Origin of the sequence: Citromicrobium bathyomarinum (assembly GCF_038594485.1) — a bacterium.
GTDB lineage: Bacteria > Pseudomonadota > Alphaproteobacteria > Sphingomonadales > Sphingomonadaceae > Alteriqipengyuania > Alteriqipengyuania bathyomarina_A.
Map to the genome: position 1 here is coordinate 223703 of NZ_JBCFZG010000006.1, position 26681 is coordinate 250383.

The window sequence follows — 26681 nt, forward strand, 5'->3', positions numbered from 1 at the left end:
ACCAGCCGTAGGAACCGAGGGCGAGCGGATGCGTGCGATGCTGGAATTCGGGCCGCAAACAGATTATGTGCGCCTTTCCCATGGCCGATACAGACCTCATGCCCACGCCCGGAGCGTTCGATCCGGTGCCCACCCCGCGCGATATTACGCCGCGTGCCGATGGCCGCGTCGATCTGATCGGCCTGCCTAAAACCCGCATTCGAGAGCTGTTCGAGGCTGCCGGTCTGGACACGAAAGCCGCCAAGCTGCGCTCCAAGCAGGTGTTCCACTGGCTCTACCATCGCGGCGTGACCGACTTCGAGGCGATGACCGACATCGCCAAGACGATGCGCCCGTGGCTGACCGAGCGGTTCGTGATCGGACGGCCCGAGGTAGTCGAAGCGCACCACTCGACAGACGGCACCCGTAAGTGGGTGCTGCGCACCGCCGACGGCAATGATTTCGAAATGGTCTTCATCCCCGATGCCGATCGGGGCACGCTGTGCATCTCCAGCCAGGTCGGCTGCACGCTCAATTGCCGTTTCTGCCACACCGGCACGATGCGGCTGGTGCGCAACCTGACGCCCGGAGAGATCGTAGGCCAGGTGATGCTGGCGCGCGACAGCCTTGGCGAATGGCCCAAGGGTTCGATGGCCGGGCTGGATGAAGTCGAGGACACCGCCGAATACACCTCGGATGGTCGCCTGCTGACCAACATCGTGCTGATGGGCATGGGCGAGCCGCTGTATAATTTCGACAATGTGCGCGACGCGATGAAGCTGGTGATGGACGGCGACGGCCTGGCGCTGTCGAAACGCCGCATCACGCTCTCGACCAGCGGCGTGGTGCCGATGATGGAGCGCTGCGGCGAGGAAATCGGGGTCAATCTGGCGGTTTCGCTACACGCGGTGCGCAAGGACATCCGCGACGAGATCGTGCCGCTGAACAAGAAGTACGGGATCGAGGAACTGCTGCAGGCCTGCGCCGACTATCCGGGCGCCAGCAACGCCCGGCGGATCACCTTCGAATACATCATGCTCAAGGACAAAAACGACAGCGACGAGGATGCGCGCGAGCTTGTCCGCCTGCTGCGCCAGTATGATCTGCCCGCCAAGGTCAATCTGATCCCGTTCAACCCTTGGCCCGGCAGCGATTACGAAACCTCCCTGCCCGAGCGCATTCGCGCTTTTTCGGACATCGTCTTCGAAGGCGGGATCAGCGCGCCCGTCCGCACCCCGCGCGGGCGCGACATCGGCGCTGCCTGCGGCCAGCTGAAGACGGCCGCGGAAAAGAAGAGCCGCGCCCAGCGCGATCGCGAAGCTGCGGAAGCTGCTGCGGAAGTCGACGCCGCGTGACCATGCTGGTCGAAGCGATCTGCGCAGGACGCGCAGCTTCGCTTTCCGATGGCAAACGCACCGCTATCGTCAAATCTCCGTTGGATGGCCCGGTGGAATTCGGGCCAGGCGGCGTTGCGGGAGACGAACAGGTCGACCGCCGCCATCACGGCTTCCCGGCGATGGCCGTGCACCTGTACCCCGCAGACCACTACGCTTGGCTAAGCGAGCAATTCGGCGATCTGCCCGCACTCGACGGGCCGGGTAGCATGGGCGAAAACCTGTTCGTGCACGGGATCGACGAGACCTCGGTCCACATAGGCGACCGGTTCCGGCTGGGCACCGCCGTCATCGAAGTCTCCCAACCCCGCCAGCCCTGCGCCACGATAGAGCGTCATCTGGGCCGAAAAGGCGTTGTGAAGGCGATTGTCGCCAGCGGGCGCTGCGGCATGTTCTTTCGCGTCGTCGAAACCGGAACGGCTCGGGCCGGCGATGTGCTCACGCCGCTGGAGCAAGGCGCCACCGACTGGACCGTCAGGCGGGCCTTCCACCTCGTCTACGGGGCATCGAAGCCGGAACGCGACGAGCTGGACGAACTCGCCACCCTGCCCCGCGTGTCCGACCGGCTGGTGCGCGATATTCGCCGCAAGCATCCCGAAGCGTGATGCATTGGCCGAAGACTTGGGGCGGATCATAGGCTAGGCTCCCCTCCATGCCCGAGGCCCGCCGATGACCGACAAGCCAGCCGTTCTCGTCACCGGAGGCGCACAGCGGATCGGCGCAGCGTTCTCGCGCGCCTTTGCAGAGGCAGGCTGGCATGTCGTCATTCACTACCGCTCGTCGGGCGATGAAGCGGCGGCGCTGGCGGGCGAACTCCCCTCCGCCGAAACGATGCAAGCAAACCTCGCCGAGGACGGCGCCCCCGATGCGCTGGCACGCGAACTCGCCGAGCGGCTCGGCGATTGGCGTTGTCTCGTCAATTCGGCGGCGATCTTCGAACCGGACGACGTCACCGGCCTGGACCCGGAGATTTTCGGAAAGGCGATGCAGGTTAACGCGCGCGGGCCTGCACTGCTTGCGCAAAGCTACCTCGCCCATGCCCGGGCACGGGCAGGTCGACACGTGATTCAGGTGACCGACCAGAAGCTGGCCAATCCTAACCCGGATTTCTTCAGCTATACGATGAGCAAGCACGCCGCCGATGCCACCATCCGGATGCTCGCGATGGGCGCGGCCCGCGCCGAAGACCGTATCTACGGCCTCGCCCCCGGCGCGATCCTGGCGAGCCACGATCAGAGCGAGGACGAGGCGGAACGTTCGCACCTGCTCAACCTGCGCCGCCGCAGAACCACGCCCGAAGACGTGGCTCAGGCTGCGGTGATGCTCGCCTGCGGCGATCTGGCGAGCGGAGAGACGCTGTTCGTCGACAGTGGGCAGCATTTGCTCAGCCAGCCGCGCGACGTTATCTATCTCGAACGGGAGGGCGGACAATGAGGCACCTTGTTTCCACGCGCCTGTGGCACTGGATTAACCTGATCGCGATCGTGATCCTGTTCATGAGCGGACTGAACATCTCCAATGCCCACCCCTACCTCTACTGGGGGAACTGGGGGTTCTCGCCCGATCAGGCCTGGCTGGCGGTCCCGCGCTTTCCCGGCTGGATGACGATCCCCGATTTCTACAGCCTTGCCAAGGCGCGCGACTGGCACCTGCTCATGGCGCTGCCCTTCGCCTTCGGGTTGCTGTTCATCTGGATCGCCATGCTCTGGAACGGTCACTTCCGGCGCGACCTTGTGACCCGCAAACACGAATGGCGATGGCGGGCCATCAAGTCCGACATCGTCCAGCACCTGCGCTTCGATTTCCGGCATGAGGGCGGCAAGTACAATTTCCTCCAAAAGCTTGCCTATGGCGGCGTGTTCGGCGTGCTGCTGCCCGGCATGATCCTGACCGGACTGGCGATTAGCCCCGGCATGGAGGCAACGCTGTGGTGGCTGGTCGATATACTGGGCGGACGCCAGAGCGCGCGCTCGATCCACTTCCTGTTCGCCTGGGCGATCTTCGGCTTCTTCATCCTGCACGTCGCACTGGTGCTGCTGACGGGTCCGATCGGCCAGTTGCGTGCGATGACGCTGGGCGGCGATTACGAACCGGCCAACCCGCCTTTCGCCAGGCCCCGGCACGACAAGGGAGACGCCGCATGAGCATCCTTATGAAACGCCGCAGCGTCCTTCTGGGATCGGGTGCCCTGATGCTCGGCGCCTGTTCCAAGGTGCACGACAGCACGGCCGGTCAAAGCCTGTTCGGCGTGGTCGACGACTGGCACAAAGGCCTTCAGCGCAGCCTCACAGCACGCAACGCGCTGGCTCCCGAATTTGCGCCCGAGGATATCTCGCCCTTCTTCCGCGGCAACGGCTCCACCGACCCGCAGAACGATGGCTATCCCCAGCATGTGGCCGAAGGTTTCGCAAACTGGCGCTTCACCGTCGGCGGGCTGGTCGAGCGACCGCTATCGTTCACTCTCAACCAGATCATGCGCCTGCCGCAGCGCACGCAGATTACCCGCCACGACTGTGTCGAAGGGTGGAGCGCGATCGGCCAGTGGACCGGACCGCAACTCTCCACTTTCCTCGATCTGGCAAAGGTGAAGGAAGCGGCCAACTACATCGTCTTCCGCTGCGCCGACGATTACACGCAAGGCCGCTATTACGAGAGCATCGACATGGTGGATGCCCTCCACCCGCAGACGATCATCGCGCACCGCCTCAACGGAGAGCCGCTGCCCGTCCGCAATGGCGCTCCGCTGCGTGCTCGCGTGGAGCGTCAGCTTGGCTACAAGCATGCCAAGTATCTGACGGGCGTAGAGGCGGTCGCGAGCCTGGACGACATCGGGCTCGGCAAGGGCGGATACTGGGAAGACCACGGTGGCTACCAGTGGTACGCAGGGATGTAGTAACCTTGTCCGGCTATGTGGGGCACGATAACGTTAAGCCGCATTTACCGAACTGGAAGCAGGGTCATGGGCAAGGTCTGGAATGATGAAGAGGTACGGGTTCTGGTCGGCTGGACCGCCCAGGACTTCGGATCGAACATGATCGTGCGGATCGAGACGGCGACCAACAAGCCGGAAAGCGAGGAGGATATCCTCGTTTCCCGCATGGTGATGAACAAGGAACAGGCCGTCCAGCTTGGCAACATGCTGTTCGAACTTTGCGGTACGCTGCCTCCGAAAGGGGCCAAGCCGCCTCTGCTGGATCGCATTCTGACACGCAAAACCGGCTGAAATTTGATACAAGGCATCTATCTCGCCCCCGCGTAGACGGATCGCCTTATGTTTACGAAAGAAATCGCCTCTCGGCGAACCTTCGATTCGCGGCCCAGCGGTTTCGCAAGTCGCCTGCTGAGCCGGTTTTTCGCTTCCCACATCACCTCGGGCGCATTCGAGGTCGCATTCGCCGACGGCACGGTCGAGAGGTACGGCTCGCCCGCCCCCGGCTCGCTCGAAATCGCCATCCGCTTCACCGATGCGCACGTGCCGCGGGAGATACTTCTCGATCCGGCGCTTGGCGCGGCCGACGCCTTCATGGAGGGGCGGCTGGTGATCGAGCGTGGCGACATCATGGGTATGATCGAACTGTTTGCCCGCAACGCCCCGTGGGAAGCGGGTGCCAGCTATGACCGGCCGCACGCACTCAAGAAGCTGGCAAACCGGCTCGCCTTTCATGGAGAGCAGCTCAACAATGCGGTGCGCAGCCGATCCAACGTTTCGCATCACTACGACATCGGTAATCCGCTGTACCAGCTGATGCTCGATGCCGAGCACATGCAGTATAGCTGCGCCTACTGGCCTGAAGAGCGCGGCGGCGCCGACATGTCACTGGCGCAGGCGCAGGAGGCGAAGCTGGCGCATATCGCCGCCAAGCTGGCGCTGGAGCCGGGTCAGCGCGTGCTCGATATAGGATGCGGCTGGGGCGGCATGGCCATGTTCCTTGCCGAGCGCGCCGATGTTCACGTGACCGGGATCACGCTGTCCAAGGAACAGGCGGCCCTGGCGCACGAGCGCATCGCCGCAGCCGGACTGTCGGACAAGGTCACCATCGAGCTCGTCGACTACCGCGATCACGCCGCGCAGGGGCACAAGTACGACCGGATCGTGTCGGTCGGCATGTTCGAGCATGTCGGACGGGCGCAGTTCGACGAGTTCTTCCGTGCCTGCGGCACGCTTCTCTCAGTCGACGGCGTCATGCTGATCCACACGATCGGGCGCATGGGCCCTCCGGGATCGACCGACGCCTTCACCCGCAAGTACATCTTTCCCGGCGGCTATATCCCCGCATTGAGCGAAACCGTCGCCGCGAGCGAGAAGTGCCGCCTCATCGCCACCGATGTCGAGACTTGGCGGCTGCATTACGCACATACGCTGCGCGCGTGGTACGAAAGGTGCGAGGAACATCGCGACGCGATCGTCGGCATGTACGACGAGCGCTTCTATCGCATGTGGACGTTCTATTTGGCCGGTGCCGCCGCCGCATTCGAAAGCGGTGCGATGTGCAATTACCAGATCCAGTACGCCCGCCACCGACATGCCCTGCCTCTTACGCGCGACTACGTGGCCGAGGCGGAGAAGCGGCTGCTCGGCGACGCCTGACCTCCCTTCCTGCGGCCTGAATTGCCGAACGATTTGATTTCGTTGATCTTCGTACCCATTTTGGGCGGGAGAGGCAGAACGGGATTACGCAAATGGCAGGCGGATGGGCACGCGACGGCGCGGTGCAGGACCAGATCGACGACACGGTGTCCGACGCGGTGAAAGCCGCGCGGGCAGGGATGCCCACGGGCGAGAGCGAGAAGTGGTGCATCGAATGCGGGGAAGACATCCCCGAGAAGCGCCGCGTCGCTCTGCCCGGAGTAAAGACTTGCGTCGAATGCCAGTCGAAACGCGACAGCAGCGCACGCTCCAGCGGGATCAACCGCCGCGGCAGCAAGGATAGCCAATTGCGCTGATTGGCGTTCGATAGCGGATTGTCTTGGCCAAACCTCGTTGATAGGCGCTTGCCATGACCTCGACCCCTCAGAACAACCGCGTCGTCCTCGCCTATTCGGGCGGCCTCGACACTTCCGTCATCGCCAAATGGCTCGAAGTCGAGCGCGGGCTGGAGGTCGTCACCTTCACCGCCGATCTCGGCCAGGGCGAGGAACTGGAGCCCGCCCGCCGCAAGGCGCAGGCGATGGGGATCCCGGACAAGCACATCTTTATCGAGGATCTACGCGAGGAATTCGTGCGCGACTTCGTCTTCCCGATGATGCGCGCCAATGCCCGTTACGAAGGCGACTACCTGCTGGGCACCAGCATCGCGCGCCCGCTGATTTCCAAGCGGCTCGTCGAGATCGCTCACGAGACCGGCGCCGGCGCCATCGCGCACGGCGCAACCGGCAAAGGTAATGATCAGGTCCGTTTCGAGCTTAGCGCCTATGCGCTGGACCCCGATATCGTGGTGATCGCCCCGTGGCGCGAGTGGGATCTGACCAGCCGCACCGCCCTTATCGCGTGGGCAGAGCAGCACCAGATCGAAGTACCGAAGGACAAGCGCGGCGAAAGCCCGTTCTCGACCGACGCGAACCTCCTGCACACTTCGTCGGAAGGCAAGGTGCTCGAAGACCCGTGGGAGGAGACGCCGGACTACGTCTATTCGCGCACCGACAATCCCGAGGATGCGCCGGACACGCCCGAGTACATCACGATTGCGTTCGAGAAGGGCGATGGCGTCGCGCTCAACGGCGAGGCGATGTCGCCCGCCACGCTGCTCGCGGCGCTCAACGATCTCGGCCGCAAGCACGGGATCGGACGGCTCGATCTGGTCGAGAACCGCTTCGTCGGCATGAAATCGCGCGGCATGTACGAGACGCCGGGCGGCGAAATCTACGCCCGCGCCCATCGCGGGATCGAACAGATCACGCTCGATCGCGGTGCAGCGCACCTGAAGGACGAGCTGATGCCCAAATATGCAGAGCTGATCTACAACGGGTTCTGGTTCAGCCCGGAACGCGAGATGCTGCAGGCCGCGATCGACCACAGCCAGACGCGTGTGTCCGGCGAGGTGCGGCTCAAGCTCTACAAGGGCAATGCCTCGGTGGTCGGACGCCGCAGCCCCAACAGCCTCTATTCCGAAGCTCACGTTACCTTCGAGGATGATGCTGGCGCCTATGACCAGAAGGACGCGGCAGGCTTCATCAAACTCAACGCACTGCGGCTCAGGCTGCTGGCAAAACGGGATCGCTGACCGCAATCGCGCGCCATGCGACGAAGCGTTGAGTTACCCACCCCTGTCCACCGCGAAATCGTGGGAAAGTGGATAACTCGACCTTGAAAAGCTTGTCCGACTCACTCGTCGAGCGCAGTCTCAAGACATCGGAAGGGACGAAAGACCTCTTCGAATGACGGTCGAAAGACCTGAAAACGAAGGATTTTTTCGAACCGGATGAGATGGCGGAGATTGTCCGCGCGGAGTTCGAGGAACGCTTGGCAAAGGCTTTTGCCGGAAGCAAGCGAGCCGTTCGAGAAAACCGCGAAAGGTGCTTCACCATGAGCCGGGCAATCCGGCCGGACATCGATGGAAACCCTGCAAGCTTCGGCGAACGGGGAGACCGCTCGAGATGGAAGGCCACCATGGACCGCCCGGTTTCGGTCTCGCCAGACGAGGATGGACCTTCGGGTTCGTCCAACCGCGGGCGAAACCGGATGCCGGTGCGAGCGCCGGTGAATGATTCGTCCGATCCTTCGGGAGGTGACGGGGACGCATCGGGCGCCAAGCGACCGTCGGAAGGTTCGCCTGAAGACGGGACCACGGGCCGGTGAGAGTGGGGTCGGCAGCAATGCCGGCCCCATTTGTCTTGCGCGCGGTGTCCGATGGCCTACTGCATCTCGCCCGACTTCGCGAGGCCGGACGATCGCTCCGCAGCGACCAGGGGTTCTTTTTGCACCCTAACTTGCCATTGAAATTGCTCGCTAAATCTCGATCAAATGCAGATTTCTGCCAAATCTGCGCAATAACCGAGTCACTTTGCGACAGGTCCGTTCCTATCGGGCCAAATGTGGCGAAAGCGCGGCGAGTTGCCTGCGGACGTATTCCTTCGCCGACAAACAGGCCTAAGTTCCCTCGCCATGGACGGGAACACGAACACCCTTCGCCGCGTCGCCTTGCCGGCGTTCGCACTCGGCATCCTTGCACTGCCGCTCGCCGGAGCGGGCGCGCAGGATGCGGCGGGCCAGCGCGCGATGGTCGCCGAAATCGCCCAGGCCGATACTCAATCGCTGACCGACGAGATCGTTCCGGCAAGCGCCGCCGCGACCGACTTCGACGCCAGCTTTGCGCGCTTTGATATCGACCCGCCGGCACCCAGCGTGGGCACCGCAGCCGTCGATCTCGACAGCTTCGATCCACCGGTCGAGGCGGAGCCCGAAGTGTGGCGCAGCGGCGTCGCGTCGTATTACGGCGCGAAGTTCAACGGCCGCCGCACCGCCAGTGGCGAGCGGTTCGACATGAATGCCTACACCGCCGCGCACAAGACGCTGCCCTTCGGCACGAAGGTCCGCGTGACCAACCCTCGCACCGGCAAGAGCGTGATCGTGCGGATCAACGATCGCGGCCCTTACGCCCGCGGCCGCGAGATCGACGTCAGCCGCGCCGCCGCGGTCGAGCTCGGCCTGGTCCAGCGCGGCCACGGCAACGTGGAGCTTGCGCTGGTCGACTAGCGACTTGCCGCCCGGCCTCCCCCGCGCAATAGAGCGGGAAGGAGCGACATCGGGGGCAGGCGCGTGAATCCGCAATTCGACTACATCTTCGAACTCTTCACGCTGCTCATCAGCCTCGCCGTGGCGGAGATGCTGATGGGCTTTTCCCGCATTCTCAAGATGCGCGCGCGGCGCAAGGCGGGGGTCGATCCCACCGCAATCAGCGTGCGGGTCGGCTGGCTGGTCCCGCTGCTCGGCCTGCTGGTGCTGATCGACCTCGCCACCTTCTGGAGCATCATCTGGACGATGCGCGGCGTGCTCGACATGCGGATCGCGACCATCTTCGGCGTGCTCGTCCTCATCGGCGGCTACTACCTGATCGCGACGCTGGTGTTCCCCGACGAGCCCGAGCTATGGCCCGATTTCGACGCCTATTTCTGGCAGCAGAAGCGCGTGGTGGTCGGCGGCGTGCTGCTGATCAACATCGCCTCCACCGTCGCGTCGCTGATGCTCGGCGCGCAGGGGGCCGAGCAGGTCGCGGCGGCGCAGAAAGCCGCTCTCGAACACCCCGCCTTCGCCATTTCGAGCATGATCATGCTGCTCAACTTCCCCGCCTTCCTGTGGCTCGCCTTCAGCAGGCGCCGGATCGTGTGCATCGTGCTGATGGGCTTCATCGTCTTCACCCAGCTGTTCCACGCCTACGCGACCTGGGGGCTGGAGGGCATTTTGTGATCGCACACCCGCGCGGCTGAGTGCGGGCGTTTCCCCCTCGCCTGACACACCTGACACAGTGTCCTGGGGCGAAAAAACCTCGTCGCTTTCGGCGTGCTCTGGCGCGCGCTCATCCGCCGCCTCACCGCACACCTCGTCATCCGGACCCGCATCCGCATCGGAGGTCTGCGTCTGCGTCGGCGCGCATGCGACGAAGGTGATCTCCTCCTCCGCCGCCAACTCGTTCAGTTCGAAGTCGAACTCGGCCACCGCGTCGCTCGCCGCGCAATCCTTCGCCAGCCGGTCGAGCCGCCCGAGATGCGCGAGCAGCAGCCGCGCGTCGTAGCGGCGGCGCGTCGCCACCGCCTCCCCGTGGTAGAAGATCGTCTCCTCCACCCCGTTCAGCGCCCGGTCGGCGAGCACCGCCTCCACCTGCGGCCGCGCAAGCAGCAGCGCCGCGTCCCACAATCGGGCAAAGCGCGCACACGCCCGCCGCATCCGGTACGCGGTGGAGCGCGAGACACCGGTCGCCCGCGTCGCGGCCAGCACGTTGCCGCACTGCGCCAGCCGATCGAGGAAGAACGCCTGATCCTCCCGGCTGAAATGCGGCGGCACGGGCGGCGCCGTGCCGGGCGAGAGCACCGGGAGGCTGGCGGTGCTTGCGGAAGGTTGGGGGGTGTGGGTCATGAGCGGTCCGTGAGCATCTGCTGCGAGGGACCGATTCATCTATACGCGAGAGGCGCTGTAGGACAGCCCGCCCTGCCCCCTCACAGACACGCACCAATCCGAGGCGCAGCCGAGGCAAGGCCGACCGGCCGCCCGAAAGCGAGGCCAAAAAAGACTCCGCTTGTCCTGAGCTTGTCGAAGGGCGAGCGCCCCGTCCGCACTTCGACAAGCTCAGCACGAACGGGTTTGAGGGCGAGGCACTCCTACCGCCCCCGCAATTCCTCCCGCACATGCACTTTCACGCTCACCGCGCGCCCCAGCAGAACTTCCTCGTCCACGCATATGGCGCAGCAGCTGCGCAGGCGTCTGCGAGGCGCGCTTCCCGATCCGCCCCGCATCGACGTGGCGCTGCCACTCCTCATACGCGACGCGCGCCGAGAACGGCGGCCCGCCCATAAGGTCGGCGTGCTGTGGGGTGGGTCTGGACATGGATTGGCCTCTCGGGTTCGTGGGTGGGGACCGGGAGGCTAGTGGGAGAGAGAGGTTTAGGACAGCGACCTTCGGAATCACCCTTGATCGGACGGAAAAACTCACAGATAGTATACCACATGCGACGCCAATCTATTATTTTCGCGATTATTTGAAGAACTAAGAACGCAAAGAGCATTACTTATTCTCTTAGGGTAGCGAATTAATTTTATCATGACGACCGGGAGGCATAATTGATAGAGTTTGGGCTTAGCCTGTCCCTTTTAGAGGCATTCCGCTTTCTGAAGAAAAATCGTGAACATACCGTCAGAGAATACATATCCTTTAGCTCCGCAAAATCTGATTTCTCTCTAAAGAAACATGCCACCGACATTAACACTTGGGCGTCAAAAACTCAGTTTGCATTGATCCATAAGCCACGTGATATTTCCGACGGAACAATCTCAATCGATATAGCAACACAGACCAGAAAAGAAATTGGGACTAATTTCTATTCGGAAATAATACGAGAGAGAGATATTTTTTCTGATGACAGATTCGTCGTCGTCCTTGGAGATCCGGGATCCGGAAAAACGACGTTTGTTAAAAGACTTATTTCTCACATATTTTCTACGGGAAGTGAAAACTACCTTCCAGAGATACGAAGTCTGTTGCTAGCAATTTGCCGTAGAGATTTACAAAATAAAAATCTTATCGATCATATATTCGATATCCTCGGATACTCAGAGGTATTTATCGATAGAACGGAGTTGGACGACGAATCTTACTATGAACTCGTAAAAATCCGGGAAAAGGAGAAGCGAGATGCAGTTTTTCACGCCCTCTCACAGTCTGACACCCTCTTAGTCCTGGATGGGATTGACGAGCTAGACGGTCAGAGCAAGCAGCGAGTCTTTAGCGACCTAGCCGACCTTCGCCTTTCTATGGTCCGAGGAGGGATCATCGCGACCTGCCGATCGGGAGATTGGTCAACGAAAGTAGAGGGCTTTTCCGCCTACCAGATAGCGCCCCTTTCCGATCAGAATATTCGCGATATCGCGAACACTTGGTCTGAAACGCCCACAGATTTCTTAAAGCGCATCGACAGCATTTCCTATCGCCAGCTTGTCGATAGACCACTTTTTCTTATGCTTTTGATAATAATATTTAATAGGCAAAAAAAACTGCCAGACACCCCTTCCGATCTATATGAGCACGTGGTGGATCTAATTATTAATAGGATCGACAGTGTTAATTCTATAGTCCGGGAATCACTTGTCGAAGACGTGATGCTTACGACAAAACGCCGCCTAATTGATGAAATTGCCTTTAAGACAGTATTTGAAATCAGAAAGGTTCGCTTTTCTTTTTCTGATATTGAAGTCGCAATTATCGATTCACTAAAGAGGAACAAGATAAGATCAAGTGCGTCAATTGATGTTCTGTCAGAAATAGAATCCCATACCGGACTCATTGTAGAATCGGGTTACAGAAATTATGAATTTTGCCATCCGGTTCTACAGGAATATCTAGCCGCTTGCCACTTGGTAAAGCTACCGAATTTGACCTCATATTTAGATGAGATTAGACCATCCGCGCCGTGCCTCGCAGTCGCGAGTGCAATTTCATCTGACCCAACGCACTTCTTTTCTGAAGCTCTCAATATATTTATTGATAATCTCGTTTCATCAAATGGCGATATCGAGACAAGATCCTCCCTCTATTCGTTCTTGCACAGAACGAATTTCGAAAATCCCATCTTAGAACCCTCACTTTCGCTTAGCTTTGCTCTATGTAGATTGATGCACGAGATTTCCTTGATGCCGTTAATAAATGGATATCAAAGCGCGTCAAGCTCTCCACTCGCTGAAATACTTGAACTATTTTTGGAAAAAGAACCCGTCGTCAAATCTTTTATATACTTCGGAAACGCCTTTGAGTACAATACTCGAGATGCTCCAGGCCTCATGCTCCGAAAGAGAAGTAAAATAGTTTCCTTTAAGGACAACAGAGCCTATCCAGAATATTATATAAATGAATTTTTCTTTCGCTCTTTTTCCATAACTCGGTCTTGTAATGTTCTCTTCTCAAGAGACGCTACTTAATCGCATATCTTTTGACGCCGCGTTCAAGAAAAGCCTTACTCCGCCGATTCCTTTTGCCGTGCGAGAATTGGGGCAAGGTACTGCCCTGTGTAAGACGCGCTCACCTCGGCCACCTCCTCAGGCGTACCCTCCGCAACAATCTCCCCCCCGCGCACACCGCCATCCGGGCCAAGGTCCACCAGCCAATCCGCCGTCTTGATCACGTCGAGGTTGTGCTCGATCACCACCACGGAATTGCCCTGGTCGACCAGCCGGTGGAGCACTTCCAGCAGCTTCCTCACATCCTCGAAGTGAAGCCCGGTGGTCGGCTCGTCGAGGATATAGAGCGTCTGCCCCGTGCTGCGCTTACTCAGCTCCTTGGCCAGCTTCACCCGCTGCGCCTCGCCGCCTGACAGCGTGGTCGCCTGCTGGCCGACCTTGATATAGCCCAGCCCCACCTCGCTGAGCATCGCCATCTTGTCGCGGATCGGGGGGACCGCCTTGAAGAAGCTTTCCGCATCCTCGATCGTCATGTCGAGCACGTCGGCGATGGAGTGGCCCTTGAACTTCACCTCCAGCGTTTCGCGGTTGTAGCGCTTGCCGCCGCATTCCTCGCAGGTGACGTAGACGTCGGGCAGGAAGTGCATCTCGATCTTGATCAGGCCGTCGCCCTGGCACGCCTCGCACCGGCCGCCCTTGACGTTGAAGCTGAAGCGGCCGGGCTTGTACCCGCGCGCCTGGCTTTCGGGCAGGCCGGCGAACCAGTCGCGGATCTGGGTGAAGGCGCCGGTGTAGGTCGCCGGGTTGCTGCGCGGCGTGCGGCCGATGGGCGACTGGTCGATCTCGATCACCTTGTCGCAATATTGCAGGCCGGTGACACGATCGTGCGCGCCCGCGATCACCCGCGCGCCGTTCAGCTCGCGCGCGGCGGCGGCGTAGAGCGTGTCGATGGTGAAGCTCGACTTGCCGGAGCCGGAGACGCCGGTGATGCAGGTAAAGGTGCCCAGCGGGATCGACGCGGTGACGTTGTTCAGGTTGTTGGCGCGCGCGCCGTGGACGGTCAGCTGGTGCCCGTTGCCCTTGCGGCGCGTGGCCGGGACTTCGATCTCACGCGTGCCGTTGAGGTACGCCGCGGTGAGCGATTTCTTGGACTTGAGCACCTGCTTGAGCGTGCCCTCCGCCACGATCTCGCCCCCGTGGACGCCCGCGCCGGGGCCAAGGTCGACCACATAGTCGGCGGTGCGGATCGCGTCCTCGTCATGCTCGACCACGATCACCGTGTTGCCGAGATCGCGCAGGCGTTTCAAAGTCTCGAGTAGCCGGTCGTTGTCGCGCTGGTGCAGGCCGATGCTCGGTTCGTCGAGCACATAGAGCACGCCCGACAGCCCGCTGCCGATCTGGCTGGCGAGGCGGATGCGCTGGCTCTCGCCCCCGCTTAGCGTGCCCGACTTGCGGTCGAGGTTGAGGTAGTCGAGGCCGACATTGTCGAGGAAGCCCAGCCGCTCGTTGATTTCCTTCAGGATCGCGCGGGCGATCTGCTGCTGTTGTTCGCCCAGATGCTGGGGCAGGTTCTCGAACCACACCTTCGCGTCGCCCACGCTCATGCGGGAAGGTTCGGCAATGTCGGTCGGCCCGGCGCCGCTGGGGATCTTCACCGCCAGCGCCTTCTCGTTCAGCCGCTTGCCGCCGCAGGTCTCGCACGGCTGCGCGGTCTGGAACTTGGCCAGCTCGTCGCGCATCCACGCGCTTTCGGTCTGCAGCAGGCGGCGGTTGAGGTTGCCGATCACGCCCTCGAACGGCTTGTTCACCGTGTACTGCTTGCGGCCATCCTTGAAGGTCAGCGGCACGCGCTTGCCCCTGGTGCCGTAGAGGATGACGTCCTGGTTCTCCGCGCCCAGATCCTGCCACGGCGTGGTCAGGTCGAAGCCGTATTCCTTCGCCAGGCTGGCGAGCACCTGCATGTAATAGGGCGACGGCGGATTGCTCTTCGCCCACGGCATGATCGCGCCCTGCTTCAGCGTCAGCGCCTCGTTCGGGACGACGAGCTGCGGGTCGAACAGCTGCTTCTCGCCAATCCCGTCGCACGTCGCGCAGGCGCCCTGCGGCGCGTTGAACGAGAACAGCCGCGGCTCGATCTCCTCGATCGTGAACCCGCTGACCGGGCAGGCGAACTTTTCGGAGAAGACGATCCGGTTGGCGGGCACGCCTGCGCCACGAAGCCCTCCCTCCTTCAGGGGGGAGGGTTGGGAGGGGGGCTCGGCGCCTCCCCCTCCCCCAACCCCCTCCCCTGAAGAGGAGGGGGCTTTGCCCATCACCTCGGCAACCGTCCCATCGGCCAGGTCCACGTAGGCCAGCCCCTCGGCGAGCCGCAGTGCGGTCTCGAAGCTGTCCGCCAGCCGCGTCTCCAGCCCTTCCTTCACCGCGAGGCGATCGACCACCACCTCGATGTCGTGCTTGAATTTCTTGTCGAGCGCGGGCGCATCCTCGATCGGGTAGATTTCCCCGTCGATCCGCACGCGGGTGAAGCCCGCCTTCTGCCACTCGGCCATTTCCTTGCGGTATTCGCCCTTGCGCCCGCGCACCACCGGCGCGAGCAAATAGGCGCGCGTTCCCTCGGGCAAAGCCATCACCCGGTCGACCATGTTGGAAACGGTCTGCGCCTCGATCGGCAGCCCGGTCGCGGGCGAGTACGGCACCCCCACCCGCGCCCACAGCAGGCGCATGTAGTCGTAAATCTCGGTCACGGTCGCGACGGTCGAGCGCGGGTTCTTGCTGGTCGTCTTCTGCTCGATCGAGATCGCGGGGCTCAGCCCCTCGATATGCTCGACATCGGGCTTCTGCATCATTTCGAGGAACTGGCGCGCATAGGCGCTCAAGCTCTCGACATAGCGCCGCTGCCCCTCGGCATAGATCGTATCGAAGGCGAGCGAGCTTTTGCCCGAGCCCGAGAGCCCGGTGATGACGATCAGCGAATGCCTCGGCAGGTCGATATCGACGCCCTTGAGGTTATGCTCGCGCGCACCGCGCACGGAGATTTTGGTAAGTGCCATAGGGCGCGTGTTCCGCTTGTGTTCCGGGTCTGTCAAGGATGCCGAGTGGCCTATCCGCTGGAAAGCGAGCGACCGGCATGGGCGGTTCCGCCCTGTTGGGGAGAATGTGGTGTGGCGGGGCGCGATTTGAAGGTGTGTGGAGGCACAGCGAATTGCCGATTTGACCACAAAACACCTTCACACGGGCAGCCCGATCGGTGAAAGTGGCAATCGAAGGGGCGTCGATGAGAAACCTGTCCGAGCCTGAAAGGCGTATCATTGCCGCAGCCCGAAAGGGCGAACTTGCAGATTTCCGGCAATCCAAGTCATCCGCCGATCTGCCGACCGTGCGCGCCAGCTTCCTCGGCGATTTGTGGATGGGCCTGCTGCCCGATCACCATATCCATCCTGCCGGGCTGAGGATTGCAGGGGTTCGGATCGCTGGCGACCTCAAGGCGCGGGCTAACCCCGCACGCGAAGGGTACGAAGTTCTGCCCGAGATCGATTTGCTGGAGTGCGAGATCGGCGGGTTGATCGATCTGCGTGGCACCCGTGTGCGGGCCATCTCGTTCGAGAATTGCAACTTCGGCTCGAGCCAGACGCAATACAGCGTCAATCCGACGAATGAATCGCTTCATTTTCTCGGAGCCGAATTCGAACGCGAGGTGGCTTTCGAGGGCTGTAACTTCGTCGGCCAGGTGGCGCTCGATTTTGCCAACCTTGCCAAGGGTCTGGACATCACCCGTTGTACCTTCGCGCACTCGCTCCACATGGCGTCCGCGAAGTCGCAGGGCTCCGTCCAAATCGAAGGCTGTACGATAGGCGGGCGGGATCAGAAAGGAGGTTCGCCCCACGCTTTCTGCGCCGATTTCAGCCAGTTGGCGCTCGAAGGCGGACTGACGGTGAATCGATGCCGCTTCGATGGGTCGATCGAGATGGCGGCGATGAATATCCAGGGGCTGACCATCAGCCGGTGCAGCGTCCGATCAACCGAGGTCAACGAGGTCGCGCTCAACCTCTTCCGGGCGAAACTGGAGGGCGGCTTTGAAATTACCCGCAGCGTGTTCAGGGGCCGCATCTGGGCCCATTCCCTTATTTCTTCCAGCAGTTGCTATGTGGCAGATTGCCGCGTTCTGCAGGGCACCGGCCATTCCGAGTTCAACCTCGATTACGGCAAGATCGCGGGGTCCATGTACATAACACGGTCGGATTTCAGGAAAGGGCTGACGCTCAACTTCGCGAAACTCGATGGACCGATGCTGGTGCATAGTTCGCGCGCGGTAGCGGCAGGCGCAGACTCGATGGCGCTGTCTGCCATCTCGCTGAGCGTTGCAGCTCTGGAATTTCACGACAGCCTTTTCGTGGGTCAATTGCGCTTTTCCAATTGCCGGATCGACGGAGACTTCAATTTTCTGGCGTCGGCATGCAAGATTTTCGGCGAGGACCGGCTCACTTTGAGCGACCTCGATCCAGAACAGCAGGTCGATGAAAATCACCCTTCGTTTTTTATGATGAATTCGAAGATCGGTGGCTACCTCTACTTCAATCGCTCGCTCGTATCGGGAGGCGCGGAAGTGTTCTTTTCCGAAATGGCGAGTGGAGCCCAGTTCTGGCAATCCGCATTCGTATCAGGAACGCGCCAGGTATCGCTGGACCTTCAGTCGAGTACGAGCATCGGCAATCTCTTCCTGCGAGCATGTCATATCACGTCGGCGGTGACGCTGTGGGATGGCAGTTGGGCACTCGTCACATTCGAAGGCTGCCAGATCGGCTTCTATGATGCGGAAACTTCCGCACCGTTTTCGCTCTGGGCCTCGGGCCTGAAAGTAAAGCAGACCTTTTCCATCACCGAGATCGAAATAGACGGTCGCCGACTGACCACGCGCATGATCGGGATGGCGTTCTTCGACCATGGCGATCTGGGCGATCTTCAATTCCAGTCGTGCGAACTGATCCTGCCGGACGTTGCTTTCGCCATCGGGCAGGGGCGGGTCGTGGATGCGGAAGGTGCGGTCATCCGCAACAATGTTCGGATCGGGCAGACGACATCGCGCATAGAACGGCGTGCCAGTCACTTCTCGCCCCCCAAGTTTGTCGGAGCGTTCAGTCTCGACGACGCCAAGATCTCAGGCGATGTGATCGTGAATGATTGCATCCTCGAGGCGCGTGGGGACACGGCGCGACCTCTGGCCCATTTCAATTCGGAGGAACGCGTGGCGCGCCGCAAACGCGGCGTGGCCCTATCGCTCAACGACACCCAGATAGGCGGCGAACTCGTCATCGGGCATTGCTCGCAGGACGAAGAGAAAAATCCCGTTCCCATGCTGACCGGACTGGTCGACATGCGCAACGCCAATATCGGGCTTATTTCGGACTCCGGCGGCGAATGCTGGCGAAAGGCCGGCCTACAGCCCGGGCAGTTGTTGCTGGACGGATGCATCTATCGCGATCTCGACGACATTCATGAAGATGAGAACTCCGGCACGCGGCGCAACCGGGATGCGGCGAGCAAACGTTTGCGCTGGCTGGAACTGCAATATCCCCGCGGCAAGGCCGACCCGGTGACCTTCATACCGCAGCCCTACGAACAGCTCGCATCGATTTTTGCGGCCGAAGGCAACGACCGCGGGCGGCGCAAGGTCATTATTGCAAAGCGAGACATGAACCGGAAATTTGGCCGGTTGGGGCCGTTCAACCGTGCGATGCAGCGCTTGCTCAAAGAGACGAGCGACTACGGCTATTCACCCGGCCGGGCGATCTTCTGGACGGTCCTGTACGTTACGCTGGGGACGATCGCAGCTTACTTCCTGAGCACGCACAACGCGCTCATGCTCGCGTCGACCGATGCGCAGCCGCAAACGGTGTTCGATCCTTTCGTCTACGCTTTCGACGCGGCGATCCCGATCATCGATCTGAACCAGGACTCGACCTGGACGATCAATCCCGCAGCGTTCCGATACGATGTGCTCGCCAGCGCGGTGACGATTGCGAAATCAATCTATGAGGTTGTGGGAATGCTGCTGATTTCGGTGACCATCCTGAGCCTGACCGGCACGCTGCGCGAGAAGGAATAGCTGCGGCTCCGCTTGGGTACCCTCCTCACAATCCCCCGCGCCTGCTACCCGGTCAAGCATGCACCGCCTGTTCGCCGCCCTGCGTCCGCCCGAAGGCATCCGAGATGCGCTGATCGATACGATGGAGGACATCGAAGGCGCGCGGTGGCAGTTCGATGAGCAGTTGCACCTCACGCTGCGCTTCGCTGGCGAAGTCGATGCGCGCACGGCGGACGATCTCGCCAACGCGCTGTCGCAGGTGAGCGTGGAGCCGTTCGCGCTCGCCATCCGGGGCGTCGGCACGTTCGAGACCAAGGGCCGCGTCACCTCGCTGTGGGCGGGGGTCGCGCCGTGCGAGCCGCTCGCCATCCTCCAGCGCCGGGTCGAGCGGGCGTGCCAGCGTGCGGGGCTGGCGCCGGTCACGCGCAAATTCGTGCCGCATATCACGCTCGCGCGCACCAATGCCTCGACTGGGCCGATCGGCGGGTGGCTGGCCGATCATGAGCGGCTCGCGCTGCCTGAGTGGGAGGTCGAGCGGTTCTGGCTTTACCAAAGCCGCCTCGATGCGGGCGGTGCGCAATACGAGCCGCTGCTGGCGTTTCCGCTCACGGCCTGAGCCTGCTCTGCCAGAAGCCCGATGGGGGCATTCGCACCCCGCATTGCCTGCCTTCGACTGCACCACGAAGCGCATCGTGTCTTGCGCGAATTCCCGCACAGCTTTTCGAATACACACCGGCTGCCATCCTCATTTTTCCGGACCTTTCACCGACATCGACAAGACGACCCGCCGGACTCGCCCGACGAAGCGCGGACCTTTTGAGGCTGTTTGTCCGTTGATCGGGTGAAGGTGGCAGACCGGTGCGCACGCGCCCGCGCATGTCTGCCGAAGAGCAGTGCAACAGGAGAGTGGCATATGATCGCCCGGGTGGCGACCACATCGGACAGGATATGCGGCTGGCGGCACGTCGGCCGATGACAGACCTGTCCGCTTCCCGCACTTCCGTTCGCAATGGCGGCGGCCCCCGCGTTGCCCGGCGCCAGCGCCGAGAGCGTGCGCGCCTGCGCGAGAGACATCCTGAGGCCCAAGAGCGCCCCCGCCTCTCGCGCCGCAAACGCTTTATGAAGCGCGCGCCGGTCGCGCTTGCGGCAATGTCCGTCGCGGCCGGGTCGCTCGGTGCCTACAGCCCTTCGCAGGACGACGTGCGTGGCTGGTCTTACGAGAACAACCTGAAGACCAACCCCAACTATACCCGCATGAACGCGCGGCTCCTCACCACCAGCGAGCGGATGCGCAACGCGCTGGCGCAGGAAGAGGGGATGCGCCTGACCGTTTATCGCGATGTTGCGGGCTACCCTACGGTCGGCATCGGCCACCTCGTCCGACCCGCAGACGGCTTGCGCGTGGGCGACCGGATCACGCGCGAACAGGCGATGGCATTCCTGAAAGCCGATCTGGAAACGGCGGAGAAATCCGTTGTAGCGGTCGTCGGCGACCTCAAGCTCTATCAGCATGAGTTCGATGCACTGGTCGATCTGGCATACAACGTTGGCGAAGGCACTTTGTCCCCCGAAGAGAGCCCCGACCTCAACCGCGCCATTGCCAATGCCGATTACGAGGCGATAGCCGCCGAACTCAGGTATCGCTTTGCAGGTGGAGAAATTGCAGGTGGCCTTGTCCATCGATCCGAACGGCGCACACAGATTTTCCTCAAGGCGAATTATGCGGATGTCCGCCCCGGCTAACCTCATGCTCGGCGTTAGCATTGCTGCGCTTGCCGCTTGCTCCCCCGCACAACCGCAGAGCGACGAACGCGCAGCGGCGCAGGTGGCCCAGCCGCCATCGCCTCCGCAAACCGGGCCCACCAAGGCGTCCGACAACTGCTTGCTGGTGGTCTGGCAGGATCAGAAGACGCGCGACGAACGATTCGATCTGGCACACGACAGCGCGACCGGCGGCGCCATTTCCTGCGCGACCGGCACCAGCGCAAGCCAGTTCGCCAACGCCTTCACCGCGATCCGCAGCGCGGCGCGCGCGCAGGACAAGGCGGCGATCCTCGACGAAATCGGCCTGCCTCTTCTCTATATCGATGCCAACGGCAATCGACGGGAACTGACCGCATCCGACGATGTCGACGCGGCCTTTTCCGAAGTGTTCGACGACAATGTTCTCGCCCTGCTGCGCGATGTCGACCTCGACGCCCTTACCGTGGTGCCCGACCAGGGTGCCTTCGTGCGGCTGGGATCGGTCTGGCTGGTGGTCGATCGCAGCGGCGGTCGGCCGCGCATCGTCACGGTGAACAAACAGGCGCTGGGAGAAGCCGCCGATGCGGTGCGGGCGAAGGCCGAGGCCGGCGAAGGAACGCGGGCCCCGCAAAGATCATCCGAATGAATGCTGAATAATCCGCAAGCCGCTGTTCAAGTGGCCGCTGCTATCGCATAGCCCAACCCATTCACGAACGTAGAGACTGACAGACAGCTGGAGAGCACTTGATGCGCATTCTTCTTACCACCGCCGCGACCGTCGCCATGGTCGGCGGCTTTCATGGAGCGGCCATGGCCCAGACGACATCCTCGAACACTGCTGGCTCGGTCACCACGACCGATCACCTGGAAGGCGCGAACTACTTCGATCTCGAAAGCTCGCTGCCGTTCAAGGCGCCCGATTTCAGCAAGATTTCGGAAGACGATTACCTGCCCGCCTTCAAGGCCGCGATGGCGATCCAGAAGGGCGAGATCCAACGCATCATCGACAATCCCGAGCCGCCGACCTTCGAGAACACGATCGTCGCGCTCGAAAAGTCGGGCCGGATGCTCGGCCGCGTGAGCGCGGTGTTCTTCCACCTGACGGGTGCGGATACCACCGACAAGCTCGACGAGATCGACGCCGAAATCAGCCCCAAGCTTTCCGCCCATTCGGACAGCATCACGCTGAACCCTGAGCTGTTTGCCCGGGTGAAGGCGGTGTACGACAATCGCGCCGCGATGAGCATGACGCCCGAAGACGCCAAGCTGCTCGAAGATACCTATGATGGCATGGTCCACGCCGGTGCCGAACTGACCGACACGCAGCGCGAGCGGGTGAAGGAAATCAACACCGAGCTTTCGACCGTCACCACAGAGTTCGCGCAGTCTGCGCGCAACGCGATGGCGGATCAGCCGGTGTTCTTCGACAGTCGCGAGGAACTGGCAGGCCTGTCCGAAGCCGACATCACCGCCGCCGCCGATCTCGCCAAGGAAGAAGGCCAGCCTGGCAAGTTCGCGATCGCCCTGCAGAACACCACGCAACAGCCGCTGCTGCCGAGCATGGAAAACCGTGCGGCGCGCGAAAAGCTGTTCATGGCGAGCTACCACCGCGCCGACGGCACGACCGATATCGATACGCGCCCGCTGGTCGCCAGGATCGCCGAACTTCGCGCGGAGAAGGCTGCTTTGTTCGGCCAGCCCGACTGGGCGAGCTACACGATGTACGACCGGATGGTTGATTCCCCGCAGGCCGCGCTCGAATTCATGGGCCAGATGGTCCCCGCGCTCGCCGAAACGCAGCGCCGCGAAGGCGCGATGCTGACCGAGAAGATTGCCGAGGAAGGTGGCGATTACGAGGTCAAGCCGTGGGACTGGTATCGTTATTCGAACATGATCAAGGCCGAACGCTATCAGGTCGATGACGACGAGGTGATGAAGTATTTCCAGCTCGACAAGGTGCTGGAAGACGGCGTCTTCTACGCTGCCAACAAGCTGTACGGCCTGACCTTCGAACGCCGCACCGATCTGCCCGTTTATAACGACGACGTGTGGGTCTACACCGTGAAGGACGCGGACGGATCGGACATGGGCCTGTTCTATTTCGACCCGTTCCAGCGCGCATCGAAGCGCGGCGGCGCGTGGATGAGCAACTTCGTCGACCAGTCGTTCCTGTGGGACGAAAAGCCGGTCATCTACAATGTACTCAACATCCCCAAGGCCCCCAAGGGCGAGCCGCAGCTGGTCAGCTTCGACTGGGTGGAAACCGCGTTCCACGAATTCGGCCACGCGCTGCACGGCTTCTTCGCCGACCAGACCTACCCCAGCCTGTCGGGCACCGCGACCGCGCGCGACTTCGTGGAGTACCCGAGCCAGGTCAACGAGATGTGGGCGACCTACCCTGAAGTCCTCCAGAACTACGCCAAGAACTACAAGACGGGCGAGACCATCCCGACCGAGCTGGTCGACAAGATCCTCGCATCGTCCAAGTTCAACCAGGGCTACGACTTCGGCGAAGTGCTGGAAGCCGCGCTGCTCGACATGAAGTGGCACGCGCTGTCGAAGGACGAAGCTGCCGCGATCGACACGCCGGAGAAGGTTTCGGCCTACGAGACCAAATCGCTCAAGGACCTGGGGCTGGAGATCGAACTGGTGCCGCCGCGCTACCGGACGACCTACTTCAACCACATCTTCTCCGGACCGACGGGCTATTCCTCCGGCTATTACAGCTATTTGTGGACGCAGATGCTGGATCGTGACAGCCGCGCCTGGTTCCTCGAAAACGGTGGCCTGACGCGCGCCAACGGCGATCACTATCGCGACACCGTGCTCAGCCGCGGAGGAACGATGGATTACGGCGAGATGTACCGCAACTTCGCGAACCGCGATCCCGATGTGCAGTACATGCTGGTCGCACTGGGCCTCGCGGACGAGTCGATCGACGATGGGCCGCGCATCGCTGGCGAGCCTGGCGAACAAGGGCAGTAAGAGACACACATTGTAACGCGCGGGCCAGCCGGTCTCGCAAGGCCGTGGCCCGCGCGTTCAATCCTGCACTGCCAGGCCGGAATGGACGCCCCGTCCCGGCTACCCCGCCCCGTTAGTAGAAAATATCCGCCTTCGGCATTTCGCCGAAGCTGGTGCCGATAGAGCATTCGCCCTTGGCGGCCGCCTGGTCGATCGACGCCATGATCTTTACGATATCCGCGCCGATCCCCGCCACGAATGCGGTCGGCAGCGTGTACCCGGCCCAGGGAGTTTCGATGCCCTTGGACGTTTCGAACATCCAGTCGCCATCGGTAAACAGCTTTGCCGGGTCGAAAACACCTGCATTTTCGCTCCCGGCAGGGCTGAGGACGAAGAAGGCGTCGCCATCGGGGGAGAACCCGTCTCCCATCAGGGGCTTGCCGCCCACGATCCAGCGCACGGCAGGCTTGGGCTTGCGTTTGTAGGCGGGGTGATCGGGGCTGGTCCCTTGCAATTGCCGCGATTTGACATGGACCCACTGAAGGCCCGCCTTGCGAGCGCCCGCACCATTCGCGGCCGGCGGCAGGTATCCATCCGCTACGCCCAGCGTAACCTTCACCATCCCTTCAGCGGTGTCCGAATGCGCCTTCGTGATCGGCGCTTCGATCGTCATGCGCAGCTCGGTCGTCGGCGCGGGCGCATCCTTGAAGCGAATGCGGCGCGCATGGAGTGCGCCGGTGGTGCCGCTACCGATGCTGAAATTCATCCGGGTCTTGTATTCGCAGGGCGGCAAGGAGGCTTGCTGCGCGCCAGCCGTGGCAGTGCCACTGGCTTCCTGCCCGGCGCCGCTGGCCGAAGCCATTGCGGCGGAGGAAAGGGCCAGCCCGGCTGCCGCTACCAGTAGTGAAATGCGCATTGATATTTGTCCCCGAGGTCGCTCGCGTCATAATTCCCGCAAGACTGCTCCGAAGCCGCTCGCCCTGCCAGTGACAATCGCCGTCAGACTCTAACGCGCTTGCACCGACAGCACGCGCGCGCCCTGCTCGCCCAGCCAAGTTCCCTCGATCCCGAAGGCGGCTTTGAGCTTTGCGGGCGACAAGGCATCATCTGGCGGCCCATCTGCCAGCACATCGCCACTCTTCATAAGGACGACACGGTCAGCGATATTGTGCGCGAGCCCAAGATCGTGGACCACCACCACGACTCCGCGCCCGGCCTCTGCCTGCGCGCGCAGGTGCCGCGCCAGCGAGGCCTGATGTGCCAGATCGAGAGAGCCGAACGGTTCGTCCGCAATGATGAACCGCGGCTCTCCCGCGAGGACCCTTGCGAGCAATACGCGCGCGCGCTCGCCCCCCGACAAGGTCGAGACAGGGCGATCCGCAAACCGCTCCAGCGACAACGCAGAAAGCGCGGCGTCGACCGGTTTCTGACGGTTTCCGCCGCGCACGCTGCCATGCGCCAGCCGCCCCAGAGCGACCAGATTGCGGACCGACAGGTCCCACGCGATCTGCGGTTCCTGCGGCAGGTATCCGATGGCCCTGGCGCGCTCTCGCGGTTTCATGTCTTGCAGGCGGGTGCCATCGAGCAACGCTTCGCCATTCGTGGGGATGAGTACGCCCGCCAGCAGCCGGAGCAGCGTCGACTTACCCGCGCCGTTGGGGCCGCAGATCGCGGTCACGCGCCCTGCGGGAATCTCGACCGTGGCGCCGCGCAACCGGTCGTCCAGCGAAAGCCTGCGTGCTTCCAGCATCAGGTGAGCCCCAATGTGCCGCCACGGCGCAAGCGCAGCAGCAGCCACAGGAAGAATGGCGCGCCGATCAGCGACAGCGCGATTCCCAGCCGCAGCTCGGTGATCAGCGGCAACGCGCGCAACACGCTGTCCGCCACCAGCACCATCAGCCCCCCTGCCAGCGCGCTCGGCACGATCAGCGAGGATGGCCTGCGGTCGGTCAGCGGTCTGACGAGATGCGGAACCATCAGTCCGACGAAACTGATGATCCCCGCCACTGCGACCCCGCTGCCGATAGTCATGCCGACGCCCACCACCAGCAGGGCAAGCAAGTGGTCCATCCGAACCCCCATCGATCGCGCCGCATCCTCTCCCAGAGTCAGCGCGTCGAGCGCGGGCGCGGCCCGTGCCAGCACAACGATCCCGACCAGCGTCAGGGGTGCGGCGAGTGCGACATCGGCCCAGCTTCGATCGGTCAGTGCGCCCATCAGCCAGGTGACGATCTCGCTCAACGCCCACGGGTTCGGCGCGAGACTGATGACAAGGCTGGTCAGAGCACCGGCAAGGCTCGCGATCATCAGCCCCGCAAGCGTGAACAGTGCGATTCCGCCGCCACGCCCGGCGAGCAGCGCCAGCAGCGCCATCGCCCCGCCCGCGCCGGTCAGCGCCATGATCGGCAGCAGCCACCCGCTCGCCGCATAACCGAAATAGAAGCTCAGCACCGCGCCCAGCGCGGCACCCGGCGCGATCCCGAACAGGCCCGGATCGGCAAGCGGATTGCGCAGGTAGCCCTGCATCGCCGCCCCCGCCGCGCCCAGCCCTGCGCCCACGGTGACCGCCAAGAACGCGCGCGGCAGCCGCAGATCGGCGATAATGAGCAGCGCGGTTCCCTGCTCCTGCCCGAATATCCACGCCCGCCCCGCGAGCAGCGACAGCGGGATCGCCACGAGCAGGCACGCCAGCAAGATGAGGTTCGGGCGGTTCGGGCGGTTCACGCGGCACCGTCCCTGATCGCAGCGAGGCGCTTGGCTGCGCGGAGCAGGCTTGGTCCGCCGCAGTAATAGAGCTGGGGGGAGAATTCCGCGCGGCGTGTCGGCAAATCCCGCAGCACGGGGTGATGGAGCGTGCGCGACTGTTCGTCTCCCTGCGCCCCGGCGTGCAGCAGCAATTGCGGCGGGTCCACGATAAC

General features: G+C 62.4%; 22 protein-coding genes and 1 pseudogene. 18 read left to right on the forward strand and 5 right to left on the reverse strand.

The annotated features are described in order from the left end of the window. The first annotated feature begins 80 nt into the window (after window positions 1-80). The 13 genes from rlmN (at window position 81) to AAG591_RS12355 (ending at window position 12995) form a co-directional block, all read left to right on the forward strand. Entirely contained in the window at window positions 81-1334 is a 1254-nt protein-coding gene (gene rlmN, locus AAG591_RS12295) for a dual-specificity RNA methyltransferase RlmN (RefSeq protein WP_342531632.1), read from the forward strand. A gap of 2 nt (window positions 1335-1336) precedes the next feature. Next, a complete protein-coding gene (locus AAG591_RS12300) occupies window positions 1337-1978 on the forward strand; it encodes an MOSC domain-containing protein (protein ID WP_342531672.1) in 642 nt (213 codons plus the stop codon). A gap of 64 nt (window positions 1979-2042) precedes the next feature. Continuing rightward, entirely contained in the window at window positions 2043-2807 is a 765-nt protein-coding gene (locus AAG591_RS12305) for an SDR family oxidoreductase (RefSeq protein ID WP_342531633.1), read from the forward strand. Beyond that, on the forward strand, window positions 2804-3517 hold the full coding sequence (locus AAG591_RS12310) for a cytochrome b/b6 domain-containing protein (protein ID WP_342531634.1): 714 nt from the start codon (window positions 2804-2806) through the stop codon (window positions 3515-3517). The genes AAG591_RS12305 and AAG591_RS12310 overlap by 4 nt, the downstream gene beginning before the upstream one ends. Next, a complete protein-coding gene (locus AAG591_RS12315) occupies window positions 3514-4266 on the forward strand; it encodes a molybdopterin-binding protein (protein WP_342531635.1) in 753 nt (250 codons plus the stop codon). The genes AAG591_RS12310 and AAG591_RS12315 overlap by 4 nt, the downstream gene beginning before the upstream one ends. A gap of 66 nt (window positions 4267-4332) precedes the next feature. Further along, window positions 4333-4596, forward strand: a complete 264-nt coding sequence (locus AAG591_RS12320; protein WP_342531636.1) for a hypothetical protein — start codon at window positions 4333-4335, stop codon at window positions 4594-4596. A gap of 48 nt (window positions 4597-4644) precedes the next feature. Next, window positions 4645-5961, forward strand: coding sequence for a class I SAM-dependent methyltransferase (locus tag AAG591_RS12325; protein ID WP_342531638.1), 1317 nt, complete (start codon window positions 4645-4647; stop codon window positions 5959-5961). A gap of 92 nt (window positions 5962-6053) precedes the next feature. After that, entirely contained in the window at window positions 6054-6317 is a 264-nt protein-coding gene (locus tag AAG591_RS12330) for a DksA/TraR family C4-type zinc finger protein (RefSeq protein WP_342531640.1), read from the forward strand. Between the two features lie 53 nt (window positions 6318-6370). Beyond that, on the forward strand, window positions 6371-7594 hold the full coding sequence (locus AAG591_RS12335) for an argininosuccinate synthase (protein ID WP_342531641.1): 1224 nt from the start codon (window positions 6371-6373) through the stop codon (window positions 7592-7594). 386 nt (window positions 7595-7980) lie between these two features. Beyond that, complete coding sequence (locus AAG591_RS12340; protein WP_342531642.1) at window positions 7981-8169, forward strand: hypothetical protein; 189 nt, start codon at window positions 7981-7983, stop codon at window positions 8167-8169. A 306-nt stretch (window positions 8170-8475) separates the two neighbouring features. Then, window positions 8476-9066, forward strand: a complete 591-nt coding sequence (locus AAG591_RS12345) for a septal ring lytic transglycosylase RlpA family protein (protein WP_342531643.1) — start codon at window positions 8476-8478, stop codon at window positions 9064-9066. Window positions 9067-9129: 63 nt separating this feature from the next. Then, complete coding sequence (locus AAG591_RS12350; RefSeq protein WP_342531644.1) at window positions 9130-9777, forward strand: hypothetical protein; 648 nt, start codon at window positions 9130-9132, stop codon at window positions 9775-9777. 1367 nt (window positions 9778-11144) lie between these two features. Next, window positions 11145-12995, forward strand: a complete 1851-nt coding sequence (locus AAG591_RS12355) for an NACHT domain-containing protein (protein ID WP_342531645.1) — start codon at window positions 11145-11147, stop codon at window positions 12993-12995. A 35-nt stretch (window positions 12996-13030) separates the two neighbouring features. Here the strand turns inward: AAG591_RS12355 and uvrA are convergent, their stop codons facing one another. After that, entirely contained in the window at window positions 13031-16024 is a 2994-nt protein-coding gene (gene uvrA / locus AAG591_RS12360; RefSeq protein ID WP_342531647.1) for an excinuclease ABC subunit UvrA, read from the reverse strand. Window positions 16025-16380: 356 nt separating this feature from the next. On the opposite strand from uvrA, the gene AAG591_RS12365 reads away from it, so the two are divergent. The 5 genes from AAG591_RS12365 to AAG591_RS12385 all read left to right on the forward strand — a co-directional run bounded on the left by AAG591_RS12365 (window position 16381) and on the right by AAG591_RS12385 (window position 23784). Then, window positions 16381-19077: a hypothetical protein gene (locus AAG591_RS12365; protein WP_342531649.1), complete on the forward strand. Its 2697-nt coding sequence runs from the start codon at window positions 16381-16383 to the stop codon at window positions 19075-19077. 58 nt (window positions 19078-19135) lie between these two features. After that, the gene (gene thpR, locus AAG591_RS12370) at window positions 19136-19672 is read left to right on the forward strand and encodes an RNA 2',3'-cyclic phosphodiesterase (RefSeq protein WP_342531651.1); all 537 of its coding nucleotides are present in this window, start codon (window positions 19136-19138) and stop codon (window positions 19670-19672) included. A 503-nt stretch (window positions 19673-20175) separates the two neighbouring features. Then, a complete protein-coding gene (locus AAG591_RS12375; protein ID WP_342531653.1) occupies window positions 20176-20799 on the forward strand; it encodes a lysozyme in 624 nt (207 codons plus the stop codon). After that, entirely contained in the window at window positions 20783-21445 is a 663-nt protein-coding gene (locus AAG591_RS12380) for a hypothetical protein (protein WP_342531655.1), read from the forward strand. The genes AAG591_RS12375 and AAG591_RS12380 overlap by 17 nt, the downstream gene beginning before the upstream one ends. Window positions 21446-21546: 101 nt before the next feature. After that, window positions 21547-23784: a M3 family metallopeptidase gene (locus tag AAG591_RS12385; protein WP_342531657.1), complete on the forward strand. Its 2238-nt coding sequence runs from the start codon at window positions 21547-21549 to the stop codon at window positions 23782-23784. Window positions 23785-23896: 112 nt separating this feature from the next. On the opposite strand, the gene AAG591_RS12390 is transcribed toward AAG591_RS12385, so the two are convergent. The 4 genes and pseudogenes from AAG591_RS12390 to AAG591_RS12405 form a co-directional block, all read right to left on the reverse strand. Beyond that, on the reverse strand, window positions 23897-24679 hold the full coding sequence (locus AAG591_RS12390) for a hypothetical protein (protein ID WP_342531658.1): 783 nt from the start codon (window positions 24677-24679) through the stop codon (window positions 23897-23899). A 90-nt stretch (window positions 24680-24769) separates the two neighbouring features. Next, window positions 24770-25513, reverse strand: coding sequence for an ABC transporter ATP-binding protein (locus AAG591_RS12395; RefSeq protein WP_342531659.1), 744 nt, complete (start codon window positions 25511-25513; stop codon window positions 24770-24772). Further along, entirely contained in the window at window positions 25513-26487 is a 975-nt protein-coding gene (locus tag AAG591_RS12400; RefSeq protein WP_342531660.1) for a FecCD family ABC transporter permease, read from the reverse strand. Before AAG591_RS12400 ends, AAG591_RS12395 begins: the two co-directional genes overlap by 1 nt. Further along, window positions 26484-26681 (reverse strand): annotated as a pseudogene (locus tag AAG591_RS12405) (ABC transporter substrate-binding protein); the annotation flags it as partial. The pseudogene AAG591_RS12405 and the gene AAG591_RS12400, both read right to left, overlap by 4 nt.